Source organism: Paraburkholderia sp. SUR17, from assembly GCF_029536165.1.
GTDB lineage: Bacteria > Pseudomonadota > Gammaproteobacteria > Burkholderiales > Burkholderiaceae > Paraburkholderia > Paraburkholderia kururiensis.
The window spans coordinates 2,471,178-2,494,647 of record NZ_CP120509.1 but is presented as its reverse complement, the minus strand read 5'-3'; the positions used below and the strand labels follow the sequence as shown (position 1 = coordinate 2,494,647).

General features: G+C 63.1%; 18 protein-coding genes and 2 pseudogenes. 13 read left to right on the top strand and 7 right to left on the bottom strand.

All coding sequences use genetic code 11. The features are described 5' to 3' along the window. Positions 1-2: 2 nt before the first annotated feature. Complete coding sequence (locus P2869_RS28365) at positions 3-2,114, top strand: HlyD family efflux transporter periplasmic adaptor subunit (protein ID WP_277598690.1); 2,112 nt, start codon at positions 3-5, stop codon at positions 2,112-2,114. A 192-nt stretch (positions 2,115-2,306) separates the two neighbouring features. Here the strand turns inward: P2869_RS28365 and P2869_RS28360 are convergent. Together P2869_RS28360 and P2869_RS28355 are read right to left on the bottom strand one after the other, a co-directional pair. Then, positions 2,307-2,744, bottom strand: a pseudogene (locus tag P2869_RS28360) (amidase family protein); the annotation flags it as partial. Continuing rightward, positions 2,639-3,031, bottom strand: a complete 393-nt coding sequence (locus P2869_RS28355) for a transporter (RefSeq protein WP_277598689.1) — start codon at positions 3,029-3,031, stop codon at positions 2,639-2,641. The pseudogene P2869_RS28360 and the gene P2869_RS28355, both read right to left, overlap by 106 nt. 211 nt (positions 3,032-3,242) lie before the next feature. Between P2869_RS28355 and P2869_RS28350 the strand changes: the two genes are divergently transcribed. The 9 genes from P2869_RS28350 (at position 3,243) to P2869_RS28310 (ending at position 13,330) form a co-directional block, all read left to right on the top strand. Next, the gene (locus P2869_RS28350; protein ID WP_277598688.1) at positions 3,243-4,109 is read left to right on the top strand and encodes a MoaF C-terminal domain-containing protein; all 867 of its coding nucleotides are present in this window, start codon (positions 3,243-3,245) and stop codon (positions 4,107-4,109) included. A 183-nt stretch (positions 4,110-4,292) separates the two neighbouring features. Continuing rightward, positions 4,293-5,030 carry a LuxR C-terminal-related transcriptional regulator gene (locus tag P2869_RS28345; RefSeq protein WP_017774993.1) on the top strand — a complete coding sequence of 246 codons (738 nt, stop codon included), beginning with the start codon at positions 4,293-4,295 and terminating at the stop codon, positions 5,028-5,030. A gap of 41 nt (positions 5,031-5,071) precedes the next feature. Continuing rightward, positions 5,072-5,518: a hypothetical protein gene (locus P2869_RS28340; RefSeq protein ID WP_199540913.1), complete on the top strand. Its 447-nt coding sequence runs from the start codon at positions 5,072-5,074 to the stop codon at positions 5,516-5,518. Positions 5,519-5,712: 194 nt separating this feature from the next. Beyond that, the gene (locus P2869_RS28335; RefSeq protein ID WP_277598687.1) at positions 5,713-7,212 is read left to right on the top strand and encodes an aldehyde dehydrogenase family protein; all 1,500 of its coding nucleotides are present in this window, start codon (positions 5,713-5,715) and stop codon (positions 7,210-7,212) included. A 99-nt stretch (positions 7,213-7,311) separates the two neighbouring features. After that, a complete protein-coding gene (locus tag P2869_RS28330) occupies positions 7,312-8,250 on the top strand; it encodes a helix-turn-helix domain-containing protein (protein WP_017774996.1) in 939 nt (312 codons plus the stop codon). Positions 8,251-8,637: 387 nt separating this feature from the next. Next, positions 8,638-10,086, top strand: coding sequence for an APC family permease (locus P2869_RS28325; protein ID WP_277598686.1), 1,449 nt, complete (start codon positions 8,638-8,640; stop codon positions 10,084-10,086). A 154-nt stretch (positions 10,087-10,240) separates the two neighbouring features. Continuing rightward, positions 10,241-11,455: a porin gene (locus P2869_RS28320; protein ID WP_277598685.1), complete on the top strand. Its 1,215-nt coding sequence runs from the start codon at positions 10,241-10,243 to the stop codon at positions 11,453-11,455. 171 nt (positions 11,456-11,626) lie between these two features. Then, positions 11,627-12,928, top strand: a complete 1,302-nt coding sequence (locus P2869_RS28315) for an FAD-binding oxidoreductase (RefSeq protein ID WP_277598684.1) — start codon at positions 11,627-11,629, stop codon at positions 12,926-12,928. A 33-nt stretch (positions 12,929-12,961) separates the two neighbouring features. Further along, complete coding sequence (locus P2869_RS28310; protein WP_277598683.1) at positions 12,962-13,330, top strand: cupin domain-containing protein; 369 nt, start codon at positions 12,962-12,964, stop codon at positions 13,328-13,330. 72 nt (positions 13,331-13,402) lie between these two features. Here P2869_RS28310 and P2869_RS28305 read toward each other — a convergent pair whose 3' ends face one another. Together P2869_RS28305 and P2869_RS28300 are read right to left on the bottom strand one after the other, a co-directional pair. After that, positions 13,403-14,008, bottom strand: coding sequence for an undecaprenyl-diphosphatase (locus P2869_RS28305; protein WP_277598682.1), 606 nt, complete (start codon positions 14,006-14,008; stop codon positions 13,403-13,405). Between the two features lie 350 nt (positions 14,009-14,358). Next, a complete protein-coding gene (locus P2869_RS28300) occupies positions 14,359-15,486 on the bottom strand; it encodes a sensor histidine kinase (protein WP_277598681.1) in 1,128 nt (375 codons plus the stop codon). Between the two features lie 459 nt (positions 15,487-15,945). Here P2869_RS28300 and P2869_RS28295 point away from each other — a divergent pair, with 459 nt between their 5' ends. From P2869_RS28295 to P2869_RS28285, 3 genes and pseudogenes are all read left to right on the top strand, one after another. Further along, entirely contained in the window at positions 15,946-17,643 is a 1,698-nt protein-coding gene (locus tag P2869_RS28295; protein WP_126877086.1) for a methyl-accepting chemotaxis protein, read from the top strand. 98 nt (positions 17,644-17,741) lie between these two features. Continuing rightward, a pseudogene (locus P2869_RS28290) lies at positions 17,742-17,940 on the top strand (hypothetical protein); the annotation flags it as partial. A 500-nt stretch (positions 17,941-18,440) separates the two neighbouring features. Then, positions 18,441-19,628 carry a porin gene (locus P2869_RS28285; RefSeq protein ID WP_017775005.1) on the top strand — a complete coding sequence of 396 codons (1,188 nt, stop codon included), beginning with the start codon at positions 18,441-18,443 and terminating at the stop codon, positions 19,626-19,628. Positions 19,629-19,999: 371 nt separating this feature from the next. Here P2869_RS28285 and P2869_RS28280 read toward each other — a convergent pair whose 3' ends face one another. From P2869_RS28280 to P2869_RS28270, 3 genes are all read right to left on the bottom strand, one after another. After that, positions 20,000-21,151 carry a branched-chain amino acid ABC transporter substrate-binding protein gene (locus P2869_RS28280; RefSeq protein WP_277598680.1) on the bottom strand — a complete coding sequence of 384 codons (1,152 nt, stop codon included), beginning with the start codon at positions 21,149-21,151 and terminating at the stop codon, positions 20,000-20,002. 110 nt (positions 21,152-21,261) lie between these two features. Further along, positions 21,262-22,104 (bottom strand): VOC family protein, encoded by an 843-nt coding sequence (locus P2869_RS28275; protein WP_277598679.1) that lies wholly within the window; start codon positions 22,102-22,104, stop codon positions 21,262-21,264. A gap of 9 nt (positions 22,105-22,113) precedes the next feature. Beyond that, entirely contained in the window at positions 22,114-23,433 is a 1,320-nt protein-coding gene (locus P2869_RS28270) for an FAD-binding oxidoreductase (protein WP_277598678.1), read from the bottom strand. Between the last annotated feature and the right edge of the window lie 37 nt (positions 23,434-23,470).

The window sequence follows — 23,470 nt, the reverse complement described above, 5'->3', positions numbered from 1 at the left end:
TAATGGCACGCCTTCCGTCCCTACGCCAGGAACTGAGCCTCACGTCCGGCGCGGCCACGCCGGAAGGCGCACCCACGTGGATGCTCCACGACCCCGCGGGGAATCGTTTCTTCCAGATCGGCTGGCCCGCGTTCGAGATGCTCTCGCGTTGGCCCCTCGACGACCCCGAGGCGATCGTGGCTTCGGTCAACGCCGAGACCACGCTCCATCTGACGATGGACGACTTCGAGTCGCTCGTGCGCATGCTGCACCATCAGCATTTGCTCGTTGCGACGAGCCCGGCCGATACGGGCCGGCTCGCGAGCGCCGCCGCGGCGCATAAGCTCTCCCACGCGATGTGGCTGCTCAAGCATTACCTGATGATCCGCGTGCCGCTTTGGCGCCCGATGCCGTTCCTGCGGCGCTTCGCTCGCTACGCCGAAATCGCCTATCGGCCGGCGTTTTGGATGGCCGTGATGCTGATGGCGCTGACCGGCCTCGTGCTCGTGTCGCGCCGCTGGGACGAGTTCATCCACACGTTCCATGCGTATGCCGACCTGCGCGGGCTGATCGCGGTTGGGGTGGCGATCGGCTGCGCCAAGGTGCTGCACGAGTTCGGACACGCGTTCACGGCGCATCGCTACGGTTGCCGCGTGCCGACGATGGGCGTCGCGCTGCTCGTGATGGTGCCGGTGCTCTATACCGATACGACCGAAGCGTGGAAGGTGCCGGGGCGCGCCGAGCGGTTGCGGATCGGCGCGGCCGGCATGCTGACGGAGCTGGCGTTGGCCGCTTTGGCGACGTTGGCCTGGAGCGTGTTGCCCGACGGGCCGCTGCGCGCCGGCGCGTTCCTGCTTGCGACGACGACATGGATCGGCACGCTGACGATCAATGCAAGCCCGTTCATGCGCTTCGACGGCTATTTCCTGCTGTCGGATTGGTTCGACATGCCGAATCTGCATGACAGGGCGTTTGCGTTCGGCCGCTGGTGGATGCGCGAGCGGCTGTTCGGTTTTCGGGATCCGCAGCCCGAGCCGTGCGCGCCCAAGCGCCGGCGCTTCCTGATTGCCTTCTCGTTTGCGACCTGGCTGTATCGGCTGGTCGTGTTCTTCTCGATCGCTCTCGTCGTCTATCACGCGTTTTTCAAGGCGCTGGGCTTGATGTTGTTCTTCGTCGAATTCGGCTGGTTCATCGCGCGCCCGATCGTGCGCGAAATCGCGGCGTGCTGGCGTCGCCGCACCGATCTGCATTGGCGGCGCGAGACGCGGCGCACCGCGTTCATCGGCGTGCTGCTTCTCGGCTTCTTCGTGCTGCCGTGGCACGGCGGCGTCAGCGCGCCGGCCGTGCTCGGGCCGTCGCGCGCGCAAGGGCTTTATGCCCCCGAAGCGGCTTACGTGACGGAGCAGGCGCCGATCGCGCGCGACGGGCAGCGCGTTCATGCTGGCGATGTACTCGCGGTGCTGGCGTCGCCCGATCTGACGCATCGGCTGCAAGCGGCGCGGACCGATGAAGCGCTGCTCAACTGGCAAGTCGAGCAGCAATCGTTCGACGGCCGCTTGCTCGAGCAGGGCGTGGCGCTGCGACGGCGCTGGGACGCCGCGCGCGAAACCGTGGCGGGACTAACCGCGCAAGTCGCGCAATTGACGCTGCGCGCACCGTTCGACGGCGTCGTGCAAACCGACGATGAACTGGCGCCGGGCACCTGGTTGCCGCGCGGCGAGCACGTTTTCGATGTCGTTGGGCCGATCGGCGTGAAGGGGGAGGCATTCGTCGGCGAAGACGACGCTGCGCGCGTCGCGGCCGGCGACCGCGTCGACTTCGTGGCGTCGTTGCCGGAACTCGGGGCGGTGCGTTGCCGCGTGACGGCGGTCGACCGCGTGAACGTGGCGACACTCGACACGCCGTCGCTCGCGAGCGTCTACGGCGGCCCGCTGCCCGTACAGCAGCAGCCCGGCACGCATCAACTGGTGCCGCTCACGGCCATCTACCGGGTGCGGATCGACGAATGTCCGGCCAACGAGGCCTGGCCACGCGAGATCGACGGCACGGCAACCATCGGCGGGGCGCGCCAAAGCTTCGCATGGCGCGCGCTGAAGCATCTAGCGTCGGTGTTTCAGCGGGAAGGGGGAGCGTAAGCACCTCCGAGGATTCGCGCGCGATGCACGGCGCGCGGAACGCCTGTCATGCAGTACCCGGTTTCCCCCGTAAACGCCGGGATTGGCTTATCGAGGTAGCCGCAGATGCTTTGACGCGAAGTATGGCTAGGATCATGGCGAAGCGCCGGCATACGTCGCGATGCCGGCGCGGTGGAACGTCCTTCGGATAGCTCACGACGTCGGACCGCCAACGGAGATCGGTGGTCGTCGATCGGACCAGGGCGTAGCCCGCTCGAGCTGCACCGCAAGCGAAAACAGCAGCGACTCTGCGGCGAACGCACCTGCGAAATGACTGCCGACGGGCAGCCCCTTTTCGTCCCAGTAAAGCGGCACCGACATCGCCGGTTGTCCCGTCGCATTGAACCAGGCCGTGAACGGCGAAAACCGGTGGGACCGATCGATGACTTCGCTCAACGATTGAGCGTCGTCCACTGTTGCAAGCTCGGCCGGCGGCGGCGGCGGCATGGCGAGCGTGGGCGTCAACAGCACGTCGTAGCGCTCCATCAAGTGACCGAACGTGTGTCCCGATGCGTGCCGTCGACGTTCGGGCCGTGGTCGTTGCTCAGCTGCCGCTCGAGGTAGCCGCCGAGGCCGGCGGTGAACGGGCCGATGTGCTGGCCGATCGCGAACACCTGCCGGAACCCGGTGCCGCTGCGGTAGTTCGTTGCGTGGTTCGTCGTGTTCTGATCGATCTCGATGCTGGTCGAGATTTCGAATCCGCTGTTGGTGATGTACGTCGCGCCGATGATCGGCGAGAAGGTCCAGTGGTTGACGCCCGGGTTGAAGAGGCGCGTGGCGCGATAAGAGCCCGTCGGCCGGGCGCGGCAGCTACGATGGGCGAGGCGTAGGGCAGGAGGGTGCGCTGCATGGATTTTCGGGCCGTCGGCGATGGTCACCGGCGATCTGGCGCAAACAAAAAAAGTTGGCAATGCGTTTTTACCCCGGACACACGAACGCCGTTTCGTGACTGCATCGACGGCGTGTTGCAGCCGTTGTCATCCTTCTGGTCGATGCCGCGCGCGGCGACGCGTCTGTAGAGTGGATGCCTGTGCCGCCGTTCAATGGGCGGTGCGTGTTCAGCCTTCGTCCACAGGAGCCCGCTTCATCATGACGTCCCAACCCGCGTTCATCCAGGTCGGCGCGCTTGCCGACGGCTTTGCGCCCAATAGCCACATTCTTGCGCCCGTCGGCGATCTCGAAGGACGCACACTGGTGTTGACCTTCGCAGATGGAGGCGTCGACACGCTGCATTTCGACACCGCGCAATCGGTGGAGGTCGAACGTGTCCCGGCGGGGGCCGCGCAACCGGCACAACCGCGCGAACGGCATGCGTGCCGCGTGACCTCGCTGCGCGCGGGCATCTACTTCGTCGATTACATCGGCGCCGACGAGCCGCTCGTGGACGCGGACGGCCAATCGCGAGCGTCCAGCACCAGCTATGTGCTGGACCTGGGCAAACAGCTTTGCACGGTCGTCGTGGGCGTGCTGCCGGGCGAAAAGGAAACGCGGATCGACGCATTCACGCGCGTCGAGCGCGCAATGGAGCTGACGGGCGTGCAGGCGCAGATACGTCATGGCCGCATCGGTGCCGATACCGGCACCCAGGACGCCGCGCTCCATGCGCCCACCGCGGAGTTGATCGGCATGCGCAACCTGTATATCTACAGTGCGACCGAGCGCTACGAGCACATCTATCTGAACGACAACTTCTACGCGTGGCAGTGTCTGTCTGGCGTGGAGGCGGGGCTGGGCGATGTTGACCGTTGCCACACGATCGGTATCGACACCGCGCTGTATCTGTTCATCTGGCGCGAGAAGATCGTGCCGACACTCGGCGTCGTGATGATCGACCTCGAGCGCATGAAGACCGACGGCAAGATCTTCGGCTATCACGGCAACCGCTTCGACGCGCTCTCCAATTTCCCGGTCGGTGCGCACGCCCAGGTGCTCAACGTCACGCGGCATCCCGAATGAACACGTCATCCTGACCGGTGGGCAAGGGGCGCCGGTAAGCGCGCTGGCCCGCGAAACCCGCCACAGCGCGAGGCGATCCATTGGCGAAGGGAAGGGGATTTGCCAATTAAGGCTCACGGCTTCGGGGCGCCGGTCACTACTATCGGTAGGGCAAAGCCTCGACTGGCTCATGAAGGAGACGTCATGATCTGTGACCCCGGTATTCGCCCCTACCCCGCTGTGCGGCACGCCAGGCGCGAGGATCATGCGCTCGAAGCCGCCGTGGCCACACTCGCCGGACTCGTGCGGCCCGGCGCCACGGTGTTCTACCGGATCGGCAGCGATCGCCAGCCATCGGGCTTCGAACTGTTCGGCCTGGCGGAGGGCATGCATCGCACCTATCTGCAGCGCTATTGCCTGCTCGACCCGTTACATCCATCGCGCTGTGTCCAACAGCAAGGCAGCGTGGTCACGCTCGCCGGTGAACTGCCCGAGACGCTGCGCGGCAAGTCTGTCTACTGGCAGCGCTTCTTGCGGCCGCATCACGTGGTCGACGTGATGGAAGTACTCTTGCGAGCCGACGGCCATGTAGTCGGCGCATTTTCGCTGCTGCGCTTCGCGCCCGAGGCGCCGTTTTCCCGAACGGAGGTGGAAAGCGCGAATGCGCTTGCGCCGTTGCTCGAAGTCGCGCTGGCGTCCAGGCTGCGCCGCGAACCGGCGCTGTGTCTCTCCCAGGCCGGGCCCGAGGCGGCGGACCGCGCGGCGCGTCTTACGCATCGCGAGGAACAGGTCGCGCGGCTGGTGCGCAACGGGCTCTCGAACAAGCAGATTGCCCGCGATCTGGCGCTCGCCCAGCCCACGGTCAAGACGCACCTGCTGCGCATGTTCCGCAAACTCGGCGTATCGAGCCGCACCGAACTGGTCGGTGTGCTGTTCCATTGACGAAGCCCGCCGCGACGGCCGGTATTTCTGCGTTGCGCGCAATGAACCCCGTCTCGTCCCGGCAACCGACCGCTGGCCGGAGGCCGGACGAGTCGGCACTGCTGCTCTACGCGGTGGCCGCGGTGGCGGTCAGGCCGGCGGGCGTGCCGGCGTGGTTCCGGCGCTGCCCCGGCGCGCTTGCCGCCGTGATCTCTCACGAGGAGGACGTGGCAGACATTCTGTTGCGCTTGCCGGATAGCTGGAATGTCGTAGACGGTGCACGCTGCGAGGGTCTGCACGACGAAATCGACGTGCTGGCTGTCGATCCGCGTTTTCGCCGCGGGCTGGTGCATGCGAGTTGCGCCATCGTGGCTCACGACGACGGCACGCGGTTTGTCCTGCTCATGCAGGTGAACGCAGCAGACTCGGTGTTATTGCCGCGCCGGCTGTTCCGCGGGCGCCGCACGTTTGAACGGTGCGTGTGGCCCGCTCGCCGGGCCGATCGTTGAGTTGCCCGGCCCGCGCCGGCGCGCCGCCCGTCGCGGTTTACCCGCAATTCCCGCGTATCTGCCGATTTGCGCTAACGCGCGTCGCGCCGACTCTTTAGAGTCGGAGGGCTGCAATCGGTGTCCGATCCGCGAACGCTGCGGGTCAAACGCACACCGGGCACGCCACTTCACCCCAGAGTCGAGAGATCAACGATATGAGCAGCGATGCGACAGTCGCCCTATGCGACGCCGTCCGTGCATTCGTCGGACGGGAACACGGCCTCTTTATCGACGGCGCCATTGGCCTCGCCCATTCGCCGCGCCGGTCAAACGTATTCGATCCCGCGACGGGTCATGTACTGACCACGGTGCCGGATGCCGATGCGACCGACGTGGACCGGGCCGTGGCGAGTGCGCGCACCGCGTTCGAGGCGCGCGTGTGGCGCGGGCTGCGGCCTGCCGATCGCGAGCGCATCCTGTTGCGTTTCGCAGACGTGCTGGAGGCGCACGCCGAGGAACTCGCGCAGCTGGAGACCCTCAACCAGGGCAAGTCGATCAATGTTGCCCGCGCGATCGACGTGGGGGCCACGCTCGAGTACGTCCGCTATATGGCCGGATGGGCAACCAAGATCGTGGGCGAGACGCTCGACGTGTCGATTCCATTTCCCCCTGGCGCCCGCTATACGGCGTTCACGCGGCACGAGCCGGTGGGCGTCGTGGCCGGTATCGTGCCGTGGAATTTTCCGATGATGATCGCGGTCTGGAAGCTCGTTCCCGCGCTTGCCGCCGGGTGTTCGGTCGTCATCAAGCCGTCGCCCGAAACACCGCTCACGGCGTTGCGGCTTGCCGAACTGGCCATCGACGCGGGCATCCCGGCGGGCGCGTTCAACGTGGTCACAGGCGGCGCGGAATGCGGGGCGGCGCTTGCGGCGCATCCAGGCGTCAACAAGATTTCGTTTACCGGTTCGACGCCCACCGGCAAGCGGGTCGGCACGGCGGCCGTGCAGAACATGACGCGTTTTTCGCTCGAACTCGGTGGCAAGAATCCGGCGGTGATGCTGGCCGACATCGACGTCGATCAGGCCGTGCAAGGAGCACTTGCGGGCGGGTTCCTGAACCAGGGGCAAGTGTGCGCGGCCGTGTCGCGCATCTATGTGCATCGCAGCAAATATCGGCAGGTGGCCGAAGGGCTGGCCGACTGCGCGAACGCCATGACGATGGGCCCCGGCCTCGACCCGTCTGCGCAGATCAATCCGCTGGTTTCGGCGCACCACCGCGCGCGCGTGGAAGACCACCTTGCGCGCGCCCGCGCCGAGGGGCTGCGATTTCTGGCCGGCGGCGCGCGAGCCGAAGAGCCGGGCTATTACGTGCGGCCCGCCGTAATCGCCGATGTTCCGCCCGACGCGGCTATCGTGCGCGACGAAGTATTCGGCCCCGTGCTGGCGCTCGCACCGTTCGACGATGTGGCCGAAGCCTTGCATCTGGCGAACGACAGCCCATACGGCCTCGCTGCAAGCCTTTGGACCAACGATCTGCGCGCGGCGATGAATCTCGTTCCGCAGATGGAGGCGGGTACCGTGTGGGTGAATTGCCATGTGCCGCTCGATCCCGCCATGCCGTTTGGCGGTTACAAGCAGTCCGGCATTGGCCGCGAGTTTGGCCGGCATGCAATCGAGGGTTTCACCGAGACGAAATCGGTCTGTATTGCGCACTGAACGTAGCGCGTCGGCATTGGCTATACGAAAGTCCTAAAGACCTTGTCGCAATCCGAATTTTGATCGGGCACGATGCCTGGTGTTTCGCAGGAGAGGATGATGGAATTTCGGATTGCCGCCCTCGCCGACGCCCACGATCTATCACATGCCGTCAACGGTTGGGAGCAGGTTTATCGCCAGCTCACGCCCGGCCGCTTCGAAGGCACGCTGTTTCAGGTGAACAGCCCGGGCTTCCAGTTCTTCCAGGAAGCGACCAACCGGCGAGTCGTGCAGGCGGGCGTTTCGCCGAACGGCCTCTCGTCTATAGCCGTGCCGCTGACCGCGCCCATGCAGGGCACGTTCCAGGGGCAGCGTGTCGATGGCTACGCCATCATGGCGCTCGGCACGCACGAGGAGTTTCGCCTCTACACCCCGGAGTCGATGCATTACGCCGTTGTCAGCCTGGCGGCCGGAACGATGGAGGAACTCGTCGGGATCACGGTCGGCGACGCTGCCGTGCGTCAGTTGAGGAAGCACGTGTTGCCCGTGCCCGGCGAACGCGTTGCCGTTCTGCGCGAAGGTCTGACGCGCTATTTCGAGGCCGCGGCACGCAATCCGGCCGGCTTCGTCAACCCGTCGGCCACCCGACTTTTTCAGGATGAGGTGGTGAGCCTCATGCTCGGTCTTCTCGAAGCCGCCACCGAGGAGACGCGCGACCTGACGCACAGCACCTACAGCGAAATCGTGCGGCGTTGCGAACGCCTGATCCAGGAGCAGGCCGACCAGCCTCTCACGGTGCTGGACTTGTGCCGCCATCTGCGCTGTAGCCGCCGCACGCTTCAGACGAGTTTTCAGCGCGTCGCGAACGTCACGCCGGTCGAATACCTGCGCTCCATCCGTCTCAACGCGGTGCGCCAGTTGTTGCGCTCGACAGCGGCGGGCGAATTGCTGATCGGCGACGCCGCCGCCCGCTGGGGGTTCACGCATCTCAGCTACTTCGCGCGGGAGTACCGCGACCTCTTCGGCGAATTGCCCTCGCAGACGCCGCGAAAGAATTGACGCGACGTGCTGCGCGCACGTCGAAACGCTGCGTGCGCCGTGCGCTGCATGATCCAGGTGTCCCTTCATCAAGATTGCATCTGGCGCGGCGCGATGTGGTGTCGTGTCCCAGCGCTCTCACATGGCCCGGCATTCGTATGAATGCCGGGTCGCCTTGCCCATCCCTCGCTCGATCACGCTACGGCATGGTGCAGCCCGCTCTCATGGGAACGCGTAAACCCCAGGCATGCGACGTCTTGCCAATCTGTGCTGCCGGACTCGACTTTTGGCTTCATACATTGCCATCCACACGGCGGGCTATCGTCCGGTCCAGTCGGACCGCAGACGAGCGGCCCCGATGCCGTGCACCACGACAGCAGACAGGCCATTCCATCGGGAGCGAATCAAATGAGTGTCGCAATGGACCCTACACCTTCGACCGAGCTACGCAAGGGCGCGCTCGGCCTCGGCTTCATCGTTTTCTTCGTCATCTCGGCCGCGGGCCCGCTCGTCGCGATTGCGGGCGGCTTCCCCATCGGCATCATGCTGGGCAACGGGGCCGGCACGCCGACGCTGCTCATTGCTACCGTGCTGATCCTGCTGATGTTCGCCGCGGGCTACACGGCGATGTCGCGCTACGTCACGAACGCCGGCGGCTTCTATGCCTTCACGGCCCGCGGGCTCGGCGCAACCGCGGGCGGTGCTGCGGCGTTTCTCGCGCTGCTCGGCTACAACACGATGCAGATCGGGCTCTACGGCATGTTTGGGGCAGTGGCGTCCGGCTTTCTGTCTGCGCGGCTCGGCATCACGGTACCGTGGTGGGCATGTTCGCTCCTCGCGCTGGCCAGCATAGCGGTGCTGGGCTACCGGCAAATCGACCTGTCGGCGAAGCTGCTGTCGCTGCTCGTGTTCGGCGAATACATTGTCGTGCTGATTCTCGACGTGGCGATCCTCAAGTCGGGCGGCGCACACGGCATCACGTTTGCGTCGTTCACGCCGCACGTATTTCTGAGCGGCACGCCTGCCATCGGATTCCTGTTCTGCTTCGCGAGTTTCGTCGGCTTCGAAGCCACCACGATCTATAGCGAGGAGGCGAAAGACCCGCGCCGCACGGTGCCGCTTGCAACGTATATCTCGGTGCTGCTGATCGGCGGCTTCTACGCCTTCTCGCTGTGGTGCATGGTGATTGGCGCGGGCGCCGGCGAGATCGTGAAGACCCTGAACGCACTGTCCGACCCGACGACGTTTCTCTATTCGCTGTCCGATCACTACGCCAGCCATGCGCTGACCGACGCGATGAGCGTGCTGTTCATCACGAGCGTCTACGCGGGTCTTCTCGCTTTCCACAATTCGGCGGCGCGCTACTTCTATGCAAGCGGACGCGAAGGCCTGTTGCCGGCATCGCTCGGGCACACGCATGCCTCGCACAGCAGCCCACACGTTGGCTCAGTATTGCAGACCGTCATTGCCGCGTGCGTCGTCATCGCGTTCATCGTCGGCAAGTCGGACCCTGTGCTCACGTTGTTCTCGTGGCTCACGAATCTTGCGACGCTTTGCATCATCGCGCTGATGGTGCTGTCGTCCGCGGCCGTGCTCCGCTTCTTCGCACGCACGGCGCAGCACGAGGAAGGCGCGTTGCGCGTCTTCGTGTTCCCGGTGCTTTCGGGCATTGCGCTCCTCGCTGTGCTCGTGCTCGCCATCATCAACTTCCCGGTTCTGACGGGCGCAAGCGTCGGGCTCTCGTATGGGCTCACCGTGTTGATGCCGGTTTTCGCGGTCGCTGGAATCGTCAGCGCCCGCCGGCTCAAGGCGCGCAATCCACGCGCGTTCGACGCACTCGGCAACTCGCGGCTCTAGCGCACGCGTAGCCGCGGTTCATTCCCACATTTTCCTCACCGGCTGAGGGCGCTTTGCGCCGCTCAGAGGGACGGGTGTTGCCCGACGTTCGACACGCTCCAGATCGCAGTGCATCCCGGCCACAGGATTCTTGATAAGACATAGGAGGTAGCAAATGAAAGTTAAAGCGAGATATGCCGCCGCGTGCGTCATGCTGTTCGGCGCAGCAGTTCACGAGGCACACGCACAAAGCAGTGTGACGCTGTACGGATCGGTGGATGCAGGGGTGCTGTATTCGACCAACCAGCAGGTCACCGACGCGAACGGCGCCGTGCACGGCGGCCATGCCGTGCAGCTTGGCGGCGGCTATCTGATGCCGTCGAGGTGGGGGCTCATGGGCACCGAGGATCTGGGCGGCGGCCTTAAAGCAACGTTTGCACTCGAGAACCAGTTCCTGACCGGAAACGGCGCGATGCTGCAGAACGGCGCGCTCTTCAGTCGCCAGGCGTGGGTGGGTCTGCGAGACGACCGGTACGGCACCCTTAGTCTTGGGCGGCAATACGATTCGTACTCCGACTTTCTCGGCGTATATGCCTCGAGCAACGCCTGGTCGACGCTCTACGGCTCGCATTTCGGCGACGTCGATAACCTCAACGAAGCGTTCAACATGAACAACGCGATGAAGTTCACGAGCGTCGACTTCAGCGGGTTCACGTTCGGCGGCACGTTCAGTCTTGGCGGCCAGGCCGGGGACTTCAGCGCACGGCGCGGCTACGCGCTTGCTGCGGCCTATACCCATGGCCCCGTGTCGGTGAGTGCCGGCTATCTCGATCTCAATAATCCGCTCGATGCGGCACTGGGCGGAGCCTCCGGCTACATTGGCGACTTTGCCTGCAGCAACGCGGCCGCCATGTACTGCAACCTGCAGAATGCGCGCGCCATGAAGGCGGCAGGTATCGGCGGGTCGATCACGCTAGGTGATGCGATGGTGGCGCTCGTCTATACGCACACGAAGCTTGAAAACAGTGCGTACTTCGCGAGCAGCGCCCGCCCTGACGGCGCGGATGTGACGTTCGATATCGCCGAATTGAACACCACATACAACCTCACGCCGACATGGACGCTCGGGGCTGCGTACATCTTCAACCGTGCGCACGTTGAAGGCGGCGGGTCGACTCGCTTCCATCAGGTCAACCTGGGCGCGACCTACGCGCTGTCCAAGCGCACGGCACTGTACGGCGTTGCGATCGGGCAGGTGGCCTCCGGGCAGGGACTGGGCATCAACCCTGCAACGGGCGGCACGACAGATTACGCCCAGATTCCGAATCTCGTGAACAGCAATTCGAATCGCCAGCTCGCGTTAATGGCGGGACTGAGGGTGATGTTCTGAGACGTCGGATCCTGTGCGGGAAACAACAACGCGAGCAGAACACGTTCGTTTCGGTTGAGCGCCTGCCGATTTGTGATAACGGCACGCGCTCTGTCTGCTTAAGATCGTTTGCCACCAGGATTGTGCGGGTCATTGCAGGCCCGCACGTTTTCGAAACAGACGGGACACGCAATGCACACGGATGAAACGCCGACGTACTACACGGCAACCAGGAAATACGATTTGAGTTTCCCGTCGCTCGAGGGCGATATTGAAGCAGACGTGGTGATCGTAGGCGGTGGATTCTCGGGCATTCACACCGCGCTCGAACTGGCGGAGCAGGGCGTGACCGACACGGTCGTGCTCGAAGGGCGCTACCTGGGATATGGCGGCACGGGGCGCAACGGTGGACAGGTCATGGCCGGAATCGGACACGATCTCGATGCCATTAAGGCCGACGTGGGCAAAGAAGGTCTGCACGCGATATTCGCATTGAGCGACCTCGGGCCGCAGATCATGCGTGACCGTATCGCTAAATACAACATCGATGCGGACTTCCGCAGCGGATACGGCTATCTCGCCTATAACGCGCGCCAGGCGAAGACCCTGCGCAGCTGGGAGAAAGAATTCAAGTCGCTCGGTTCTCCGTACGAAATACGTTTTATGGAAGGGCGCGACGTCAGGCAGATCATTGGCTCCGACGTCTACGAGGCTGCGCTGCTGCATATGGGCGGCGGGCATGTGCATTCGCTCAATCTGCTGCTTGGCGAGGCGAAGGCGATTTCGGAGATCTACGGCGTGAGGATCTTCGAATACAGCCCTGCACTGGAAGTGACTTATGGCGACCGGATCAGAGTCAGAACGGCAAAGGGATCGGTAAGCGCGCGCAAGCTGGTGTGGGCCGTAGACGGATTCAATAACCGGATCGAGCCGGAACTGCATCGCAGCACGATCAACGTGTACGCGTTCAACTCGGTAACAGAACCGTTGAGCCGGGAACTGATCGAGCAGATCAGCCCGATTCGCGGCGCGTATAGCGATATCCGGCCGATCATCAATTACTACCGCGTGACGAACGATAACCGGCTGATGTTCGGTTCGTCGACGCAGGTGATCGAACGCGTCCCCACCGATCTCAAGCAATGGAACCGGCGCTTGATGCTTGAAGTCTTTCCGTACCTGCACGACGTCCGTATCGATCTCGCATGGGGCGGTCCTATGGCTACAACGCGCAACCTGTTTCCGCAGATCGGCGCTCTGCCCGGACACGCCAACGCGTTCTTCGTACAGGGCTATTCCGGCTTCGGCGTCACGCCGAGCCAGATTATCTGCAAGATTCTGGCGGAGGGCATCCTGGGCGGCTCGGAGCGTTATCGGCTGATCAGCGCAATAAGCCGCGCGGGAATTGGCGGTAAAGACCGCTATCGCGCCTTGCTCGTCAGCCTGGGCAAGGCGCTTCACCAGATGTCCGGCTACTGGAATGGACGCCGTTGAGTTCCATCCTTGTTCTGATACAGGATTTTCATCATGAGTCTGACCATCATCGATCGCAACATGACGATCGCGCATCTTCATCCGTGGGGCAGTCTGAGCCAGCTCGGTGCCGAAATTCTGGAAGGGGGAGACGTGCAGGCGTATGGCAGCGCGACGTACGGCGCGCCCACCGATGCCATCAACGCGGGCTATTTCGGTACGTCGAAGGGCACATACCGCCTTGTGTACCCGTTCAGCGAACAGGCAACGATCCTGCAGGGAGAAGTGCGTATCACCGACGAGTCCACCGGCCAAAGCGCGCTATTCCGTACGGGCGATTCCTGGTTTATGGAAAAAGGAACGCCTACGCTGTGGGAAGTGTTGAGCGACAGTTTTACGAAGCACTATCTGGCGTTTTCGTGATCGGGCAGGCCGTTGCGGGCGGCCGGCCTGTTCATGACGGAGTGTAGTGAGCGGGTTCGCGTGGACGCGCAGTTATGGGCGCAGCCATCCTTGATCAATCGGCCAGGCGAGCGTTTTGCGGTACACCACAACGCATGCTCGCGTAAAGGCCGATCCCCATGAGCTCCAGAGTGCCGAACTCAGAACGTATGTGATCCAGGCCACGCTGGCCGCGCCGACCATGTCGAACGGAAAGTGCACGCCGACAAACACGCGCGACCACGCCACCGCGATATCGACGGCAAGAATAAACAAGCCAGGTAGTCGCAGCCCGCTGTAGAGAAAAGTGAACGACACGGCTGAGAGCAGCGTAACGTGATCGCTCGGAAACGACGAGTCTGGCGCGTGCGCCAGAAGCGTGTGTCCCAATCCAGTCACGAACGGTCGAGGGTGATACCAGACCATACCGATCAACTGGTTGATGCCTAGTGCGACAAAGCCAACGAGGCTCGCGCGAACGGCTATTTCACGCCTCTCGCTGCCTGCCGCCAGCCACATGCAGGCGAGCGTGACCGGGGCGATCCAGATTGCGTAGTTGGCGAGCAGCAAACCAGCTTCGGTCAGCCAATGCGGGGTAGTTGGCGTGGCGTTGAGCCGAAGAAAAATCGCTCGATTAAATGCTTCGATCGGTTCGGTCATGGAATTTTGCAGCATACGTTAACGGAACATCGTCATTGGGGTGATCGCGAGGTCAATGAACCTCATCCACACCTGGCGCGTCGTCGCTGGGCAGAAGGCAAGCCTACAGGGCGTACCTTAAGAACGGATTAAGGCAACGATGCCGCATCGCCCGCGAATGAGCGACCTTTCTGCGTTCCATTGGTCTGTGACTTCACCGACTCCAGGGGGCAGGTGCCCACCCGTTGTCATTTAAACCGGGGGCACACGGGTCATCGCCTCGGCCGCCGAGCTCGCGCAAAGCTTTTACGCGCAAGCCGCCTCCATCGCCGGATCGCCTCGACCTTCCACGCTGCGTCGGATCATCGCCCTCAACCGGAAAGCGAAGGCGAGCACGGCATATGCACGGTGAAGCTGGTTCCGCGTTCCGATGATGCAACGGCTATGGTTCCCTGATGCGCCCTGACAATGCAGCGGCAGATATAGAGGCCGAGTCCAATGCCCGCAGCGCTTCCGCTCCGCTCCGGCGAATTCGCCCTCGTGAGCGGATCGAACAATGTGGGCAGCGCTTTCTCCGGGATGGGATTGCCTTCGTTGGAGACGACAATGGTCACGTGTCCCTCGCGGCCATCGGCTTCGACGACAACGCCGCCAGAACCATAGCGAGCCGCGTTCGTCAGCAGGTTGACCATCAACTGGCCGATCCTGGCGCCGTCCCAGCGGCCCCGCAGATCGCCCGCAAGACGCACGTCGATGGTGGCGTCAGGGTAGGACGCCCGCACTTCGTCCGCGGCGTCGCCACAGATACGCCCAATATCCTGCGACGCAAAACTGATCGGCAGCGTGTCGCCCAGTCGTGCACGGGTGAAAATCAGCAGATCGTCGATCATCTGCTTCATGCGCGTTGCGCTGCGCTGGACGAACGCAATCGCCCGTACGCTGCTGGAAGACAGACCGTTGTCATGCAGCAGTACTTCGCCTGCATTCAGTATCGCCGCCAGCGGCGAGCGCAGGTCGTGGGCCAGCACGCCGTTAAACAGGTCGCGGCTGCGCTCGGTCTGGGCCGCATAGTGCCGCACCGATTCAGCCAGGACCTGATCAACCGCTTCATTGAAGCGGATCATTTCCTGAAACGCCGCGGCACCTTCGGGCGAGGTCGTGTGCCAGTGACGCAGCACCGTGGCGCGCAGGGCGCGGAATTCCGCCACCACGTCGTTGATACCGAAGCCATGCGCCAGGCGGTCCTCCGCGTGATGGTGTGCCACGCGGTTGAACTCCGATTGCGGGGCGCGATCGTCGCCACGGGATTTGGCTTCCTGTTGCGTCGCGTTCTGTGCAGTTCGCATGTCCGCTGCAATTGCCGTCAGAATCTCGGCAGCAGAATTTCGTAACTGGCTTTCGGAAAGAAGCGTGTCCTCCTGGCTGATGGCCAGGGCGTATTCCGCCCAGGCGTCGATCAAACCGTCAAGGTCGGCCTCAATGAAGTCTGCAAGTTTCATTTGACTGTCCCTCTACAGGTACGCGCGTTGCGAATGGTCGTGCGTCACGGTTGAGCGTTTCGGGACGACCCAGCCGTGCCGTTCCGGGATACGAGTTTACCTGTATTCGGCTGCGGCATATGCCACCGCTCGTGCCCCCTGCGCGACGGAGCCGGCAGATCGCATGGCCTGCGCCTGCGCCGGCTTCTTGCCGCGGACGATAGCCGTCCGGGCGGCGAAGCGACAGCAGCGCCGTTTGCGGCGTGGGATAAGTGCCAGAACAGGTCTTCGGAACACTGGGCGTCGACACGTTACCGGCAGGCCTTGATCGGTAGCAGGCGCCGCTGCAGCGCTTCAACCGGGCGATTCCGTATTTCTGGTAAATGAGCACAGCGCTCTGGCGGCAAGGGTTTACCCTGCTATCAGTTCAGGTAGACCGGACAGGACCGATATATGGACTGTCACCCTGGAGATATGAACATGAAATATTTAGGTTCGCTACGTATTGGCACCCGCCTTAAAGTGGGCTTTGGCATTGCCCTGCTTCTGTTGCTGATGACAGGCGGCCTCGCCATGTTGCAGGCCTCAAGAATCTACGGAGGGACGCGTGAGATCGCCGGAAACTGGCTGCCCAGTGTTCAGACGCTGGGCGATATCCGAGCCTTGGCGAACGGCGTACGCCGGGCTAGCTTGCGATCGATTATGGAGAGCGATGTAACGGCAAAGCAAAGTCAGCGCGCCCAGCATGACGCTGATCTGTCGTCTTTTAACGCCGCGATGGCCGCGTACGAGAAGCTGGTGTCCTCGCCCGAAGAACAGCAAATTACGGATAACCTAAAAAATGCGTGGTCCGCATACATGACGTCTGACGCGAAACTGCTTGAGCTTTCCGAATCGGGCGATGCCGGGTTCGCTGCGGCCAGAACACTTGCAACAGGCGAGTCGGCGAGGCTTTTCACTCAGGCACTGCGGCTGATCGAGCAGGACGTAAAGCTAAATCGGGCTGGCGCAGCCGACGCCAAGGCAGAAGCGGAGGTCAATTACCATACGACGATCGTTTTAACGGGCGTTCTGTGCGGGGCTGCGCTGCTGTTGTCTGTTGTGGTGGCATGGCTGATTACCCGTTCCATCGTCACGCCACTGGGTCGGGCAGTCGGCATTGCTGAGACCGTTGCGCGGGGCGATCTGACGTCCGACATCGAAGTGTCCGGTACCGACGAAACGAGCCAACTGTTGCACGCGCTGAAAAACATGAACGAGCGTCTGCTGGACGTTGTGAGCCGCGTCCGCTCAAGCAGCGAAAGCATCGCTAGCGGTTCCGCCCAGATTGCCGCAGGCAATACCGACCTGAGCCAGCGTACCGAAGAGCAGGCTGCATCGCTGGAGGAAACGGCGGCAAGCATGGAACAGTTGACTGCGACGGTCAAACAGAATACCGAGAACGCCCGTCAGGGTAACGCGCTCGCCGGCAACGCATCGGAGGTGGCGGCCAGAGGCGGGCAGGTGGTGGCACAGGTGGTTGATACCATGCACGACATTTCCGCCAGTTCGGCCAAGGTTTCCGAAATCATTGCGGTCATCGAGGGCATCGCGTTTCAGACGAACATCCTGGCGCTGAATGCCGCGGTTGAGGCCGCGCGGGCTGGCGAGGAAGGCCGCGGTTTCGCCGTCGTGGCGAGCGAGGTGCGCGGCCTCGCGCAGCGTAGCGCGTCGGCGGCCAAAGAAATCAAGGAGCTCATCAACCAGTCGGTGGCCAAGGTGGAGGCCGGCACGTCGCTCGTTGACAATGCGGGCGCCACGATGAAGGAAGTGGTCGACTCGGTCAAACGTGTCACTGACCTCATGGGGGAGATCGCATCCGCGTCGGTCGAGCAGCATACCGGTATCGAGCAGGTCAACCAGGCGGTCATACAGATGGACGAAGTCACGCAGCAGAATGCGGCGCTTGTCGAGGAAGCTTCCGCCGCTGCGCAGTCGATGGCATCGCAGTCGAGCACCCTGCGCGAACTCGTTTCGATCTTCCGCCTGCCGGACTCCATCGCAGGTTCTGCGAGCCTGCCTGTGCGCGCGACTGTGGCACAGCGGCGGCCGGTATCGACGGCGAGGAACGCTGTCCGGCACAGAAGCGAGACGCCGCTTGTCGCGAACGAAAGCAAGCCGGCCTGGCAGGCGTTCTAGCGTGCGTTAGCCACTTTTGGCGGTATGAAAAGAGCCAACCGCAGCGCTACCCGACTGATGTGTCCGACAAAAAGTGGGGTTTCGCGGCACCTTATCCGATGCTGACGGACATCAGTGCACCGTAGCGCAAGTACGAACTGCACGAGATGTTCAATGCGTTGCGCTGGAGAGTGCGTGCAGGGCCGCCAGGGCCAGCTGGCGGTTGATACCTTGGGGCAATTGCCGGCTGTGCATGTGACACCTGCCAACGACCAGGAGCGTGCGCACGTTGGTGAGCGTGCGCGTCAGGTTCAGCAGGCCGCAGCAAATCGCATATTGCATCACGTGCGCGCTGCCGCCATGACCGACGACCGTGAGCCGACGGCGTGCGCATTCTGTCCATGATGGGCTGTCTTTCTCGCTGGTCTTTTCGTTCGCAGCGCTGCCGGCGCTGCTCGCCATTCCCATGTTCGACGACGACCTCCGTACCGGCATCGTGCTCGGTACCGTCATGGCGCAGCCTTGGGAAGAGGGCGGCGATGCCGAAGAGGCACTTCATGAGTTGTTCCTTGTGGCGCCTTGATGTGCCGGTCATCGATTGTCGTCAGCACGACATATGCCAATGGCCTCAATGCGCCCTCCTTCCAGTAAGTTCCCGCTCGCGACAGATTGGTTGCTATTTATCAAGGTAGCCTGAGATAGCCCTGCCTCGTTGCATGGCAGCAACCGACAGATTCCGCTCCGATGCCACCATACTCGCCGTCCGCCGATGCGGTTTTGTTAACGCAACGAAACTTTAATAACAGGGAGAAAGCTCCATGAAAAGCAACCTCAAAAAAACCCTAGTCGCCTTCGGTGTGTTGGGTGCATTCAGCGCGGCAGCGCATGCACAGAGCAGCGTGACGCTCTATGGCTCGCTCGACGCGGGTCTTGCCTATGTGAATAACGCTGGCGGGCACAGCCTGTGGGCGCAGTCCAGTGGCCTGATGTCCAATACGTACTTCGGCCTGAAGGGCGCGGAAGACTTGGGTGGTGGCCTGAACGCGATCTTCAAGCTGGAATCCGGATTCAACCTGAATAACGGCCAGTTCAGCCCCGGCTATTTCACGGGTCAGTCCTCGGGCATGTTCACGCGCCAGGCTTACGTCGGCGTGCAAAGCCGTGACTACGGCACCGTCACGCTGGGTCGCCAGTACGACACCTTCACCGACTACCTGTCGCCGCTTGGACTCGCAGGTCAGGCCGGTGGCATCAACCTCGCCGCCCACCCGTTCAACAATGACAATATCGGTGCCGAGTATTCGTATCTGAATGCGCTCAAGTATCAGAGCACCAATTACGCCGGCTTCAGCTTCGGCGGCATGTACAGCTTCAGCAACCAGGCCGGTGCCTTTGCCGACGGTCGTCAGTGGAGCGTTGGCGCGGGTTATAACCGCGGGCCTCTGAAGGTTGCCGCTGCTTATAGCCAGATGAGCAATCCGGGCGTCAATGCCAATATCGCATCCAATTCCGTACTCAATTCCGGTCTGTTCACTGTGAATGGTACGAGCAGTGGGCAACTGGCCGGCGTGCAGCGCACGGTCGGTGTCGGCGCCAATTACGCGTATGGTCCGGGAACGGTTGGGCTGCTGTGGACTCACACGCGCCTGCAGGACCTTGGCAGCGTCGGTTCGGGCGTGAACATGCGCTTTGACAACATCGAGCTTAACGGCACCTATGGTTTGACGCCGGCGCTGGCGCTCGTGGGCAACTACACGTATACGTGGAGCCGCCTGTCGTCCGGCGACACGGGGCTCAGCCCGAAATGGCATTCGGTCACACTCGGCGCCGACTATTCGCTGAGCAAGCGCACCGACGTGTATCTGGCGAGCGTGTACCAGCATTCGTCGTCTGAGAACGTGAACGGCGTTTCGTTCGCTGTCCCGACCTCGATCGGCGGCATCATTCCGTCTTCGAGCACACAAAACCAGGTGGCTGTGACCACCGGCATTCGCCACCGCTTCTAAACCGGTGTGAGCAGCGCTACCCCGGGTCGGCGTAGCGCTTGCGACGGGCACGTCAGCCAGGTTCACGGCAGACGTGCCCGTTTTGCATCATCAGCTCCCTGTCGACCTCCCGTTCAACGGTGGGCAGATGCATCGTAGTGCCTGCAATGGCGGCATTTATCCCAGGAGCTGCTCGTCGCGGGAGCTGATCTGCGCGGTTAGCGTAGTAATTCCGGAGGGCACGTCAGTTTCCGCCTGGCGCCGAAGTGCGACTGGGGGAGTGGCATTGAGGCGGGCCAGCAAATGCACGGTCTCAGGCCGAGGCTCCCCGGCCAGGTAGCGTTTCTTGAGGGCGTCTCAGCCGTCTGGTCGTACGGCTCTGCGCTGTCCAGTCAGCGGGCCGAACTCGTCACCGTTTGCCACGCGCCGTTCTTCACCTGATACAAGGTGCAGACCGCATGGTTCAGGTCGCCTTTGCGGTCGAACGAGACCATTCCCGTCAGGCCGTTGAAATCGAGCCCCTTCAGCGCCTGAGAGATGTTTGCGGGCTCGAAGGATTTCGCTGCCAGCATTGCTGCAATCGCCATTCGTGTGCCGTCGTACGCGAACGGCGAGTAGGGAAGCGGGTCGCTGCCGAAACGCGCCTTGTACCCGTTCGCGAAACCACTGCCGCCCGGCAGGCTTTGCAGCGAAGGCCCGTTTTCCCAGGCCATTGCCCCATCGGCTGCCGTTCCCGCCAACTTCAGGAAATTGGTGTCCGCAACCCCTCCGCCAGCCAGAAACTGCGCATCCACTCCGAGCTGCTTCATACGCTTGACGATTAACGCACTCTGCGTGTCGAGCCCGCCGAAGAACAGCAGATCCGGGTGGAATGACTTGATGTGGGTGAGTTGCGCGCTGAAATCTACCGCCTTGTCGTTCGTGTATTCGCGGTCGACGATCGTGCCGCCGGCGGCGTTTACCGCGCGGACGAATTCGTCTGCTTCGCCTTCACCAAACGCAGTCCGGTCATCGAGCACCGCAATGCGCTTCGCCTTCGTTACCTTCACGGCATAAGCACCCGCGTTGCCGGCATTCTGCGCGTCGGTGGCGATGATGCGAAACACGTTGGCATAGCCGCGTCCCGTAATCGCCGGATTCGTCGCGGACGGCGTGATCATCGGAATTCCCGCACGTTCGTATAGCGTCGAGGCCGGCAACGTCGTGCCGGAATTGAAATGGCCTATCACGACGGCCACGCCGTCATCGACGAGCTTCTGCGCGACCTGCACGGCGGTACGAGGGTCGCTCTGGTCGTCTTCGTGAACAATTTCCAGGTGCACGTCGTTTTCGCCGATTCTCAGGTGTCGTGCGTTCGCTTCTTCAACCGCCATTGTCACGCCGTTCAAGATGTCTTTTCCGTAGCCGGCGCCTTCGCCGGTCAGCGGGCCGACAACGCCAATCTTGACCGTGACGGGTGACGCGTACGCAAGGTTGCCCGACACGCCGACGATAAAGCCCGTCAAGAGGGACGACAGCAACCGTGACTTTCGTTTGAAACACATGGTCGACTACTCCGTTTGAGTGGTTAAAAATCGGACTACTAATTGTTGTCGCGCGATTGCTGCCGAACGATTCCAGGCCCGGATCGAACTCCGGGCGCGAATTGCGTCACTCAGGCATGGGCTGCATTTCCGCGCTCGACAAAGCGCAGCACCGCTCCGTGCGCAACAGATCCGTCCACCACCACATCGCGCGCGCTTCGCGTGGACTCGATGCCGGCACGGCGCAGTACATCGACGAGCCGGTCCAGCGACTCGACCGTGAACGCAAGCTCGGAGAACTTCGGCCCTGCACGGAACGCGTCTTCGTGCGCGGCATGTTCGATTCGAACGTCGACATTCCCGCAGCGGATCAGGCAGCTCGTATCGGCGAGGCACATCGCGCTCGCTGCGAGCACGCGTTCGTATCGATCGACCGTCGTTGCAAGCTGGGCGGCCTCAACCGAAATCGTTATCCCCGCAAGGCCCGTTACGCCATTTGCATGCAGCGTGCCGCCGGGCGGATAGACGAGTTCCGGCGTCAGATGTTCGCACGCAAACACGCGGCCGCCCGGTGTGTATGCGACGTCGACCTGCGTGATCCGGAAGCTCGCATCCGCAGTGCCGCTATCCGTTGAGACGGGCCGCGAAAAACCCACAGGCGGCTCTGCCGGAACGCCGGCCGCACGCCAGTCGCGATACAGCGCGTCCGCGCTGTCGGTCGCGACCACCATGGCGGCGGCGCCATCGCCGCGCTCAAGAAAGTCCGAGAAGAACGCCGTGACAGGATGTGGCCGGCGAACCGTCAGCAATTCGAGATAGCAGCCGGCGAACATGGCGCAATGGTTCTCGGAGCCCATGGTGTGGTAACCGCGCGGCGTGAGGGAGAACCCCATCCGCACGAAGTCGTCGCGCGCGGCATCGAGATCGCGCACGGCGATGACGAAATGATCGATGCCGGACAGATGTCGTGTCATGGGAGGTGCCTAATCGCGGTGGTCTTTCCAGCGGTAATAGAGCATCGCGCCGATCGCAACTCTCCTGACGAGCGCGTGCGCCGTGATCGTCCGCAGCGTGGAAAACGGCAGCTTCGATGCGCGCTCGTCCCCCGTGAGCGCGACATCCGCAAGCTCGGGGCCGACCGCGGTCGATAGTGCGACGCCGCGCCCATTGCAGCCATACCACGTGTACAGCCCATCATCGAGCCGCACGAAGCGAGGCATCCGGTCCGGGGTGACCGCGAAGTCGCCATGCCAGAGATATTCGAAACGAATCGGCACATCGTTCAGTTGCCCGAACATCCGTCGCACTCGCGCACCAATGCGCAGCGGCAGCCGGCGTTCATAACCCATCGGCACGACGAGCGCGCCTCCGGTTACAAGCCGCCCCTCGTGATCGAAACGTGCGAAGTGAAGATCTGACTGCGTATCGGACATCGCATGATCGAACGGCAGGATCGTGGCGCGCACATCTGTGGGCAGCGGCTGGGTCGCCATCTGATACGAGCGCATGGGCAGCAGCGCGTTCGCGATGCCGGGCCACGGCGCGTGGGCGGAGCGCCCGCTGTAGCTGTGCGTGGCAATGACGACCCGGCTCGCATGCACGGACGCATCGCCGTGTGCCGCCACCCAGTGAGCACCCTGCCGCGTCAGCGACGACACGGGTGTGTGCGTATGGATGCAAGCGCCGGCGTCCTGCGCCGCGCGCGCCAGTCCGCGGACGAATGCGAGCGGGTTCAGGTGCCCGCCGGTCGGGTTCTGCCAGCCGCCGTGCCAAAACGACGAGCCGGTCAATTCTGCGGTACGGTCGCGATCCAGCAGTTCTACATCGACACCGCGACGCCGCCACTGGTCGACGCGCGCGCGGGCGAGGCCGAGGCGGCTCGCGCGGTGTGCAGGTTGTATCCATCCCGCCTGCACGGCCGCGCACGCTATCCGGTGCCGACGCACGAGATCGAACACGGTATTCGCAGACTCGCCGATCAGCGCGACGAGTGCTTCGCCCTTGTCCGCGCCGTATTCCGCAACGATCGCATCCGGATCGGCGCGCGTCATGGCCGGAATCACTTGCCCGTTGTTGCGGCCCGACGCGCCCCATCCAATTTCCGTTGCCTCCAGCACGATGACCCTGGCTCCACGCTCTGCCGCATGCAGCGCAGCGCTGAGGCCCGTGAAACCCGCGCCGATGACCAGCAGGTCCGCGAAGTACGTGCCGGCCGGCAGCGGTGTGGTGGGCACGGCGGGAGCAGATGTGGCCGCCCACAGCGATGGAGGCATGCGGCTCGGGTCGAGACTCGCGTCAGACATGGCAAATCCCCCGTGTGGAAGGGTTCCGGTGCTTTTG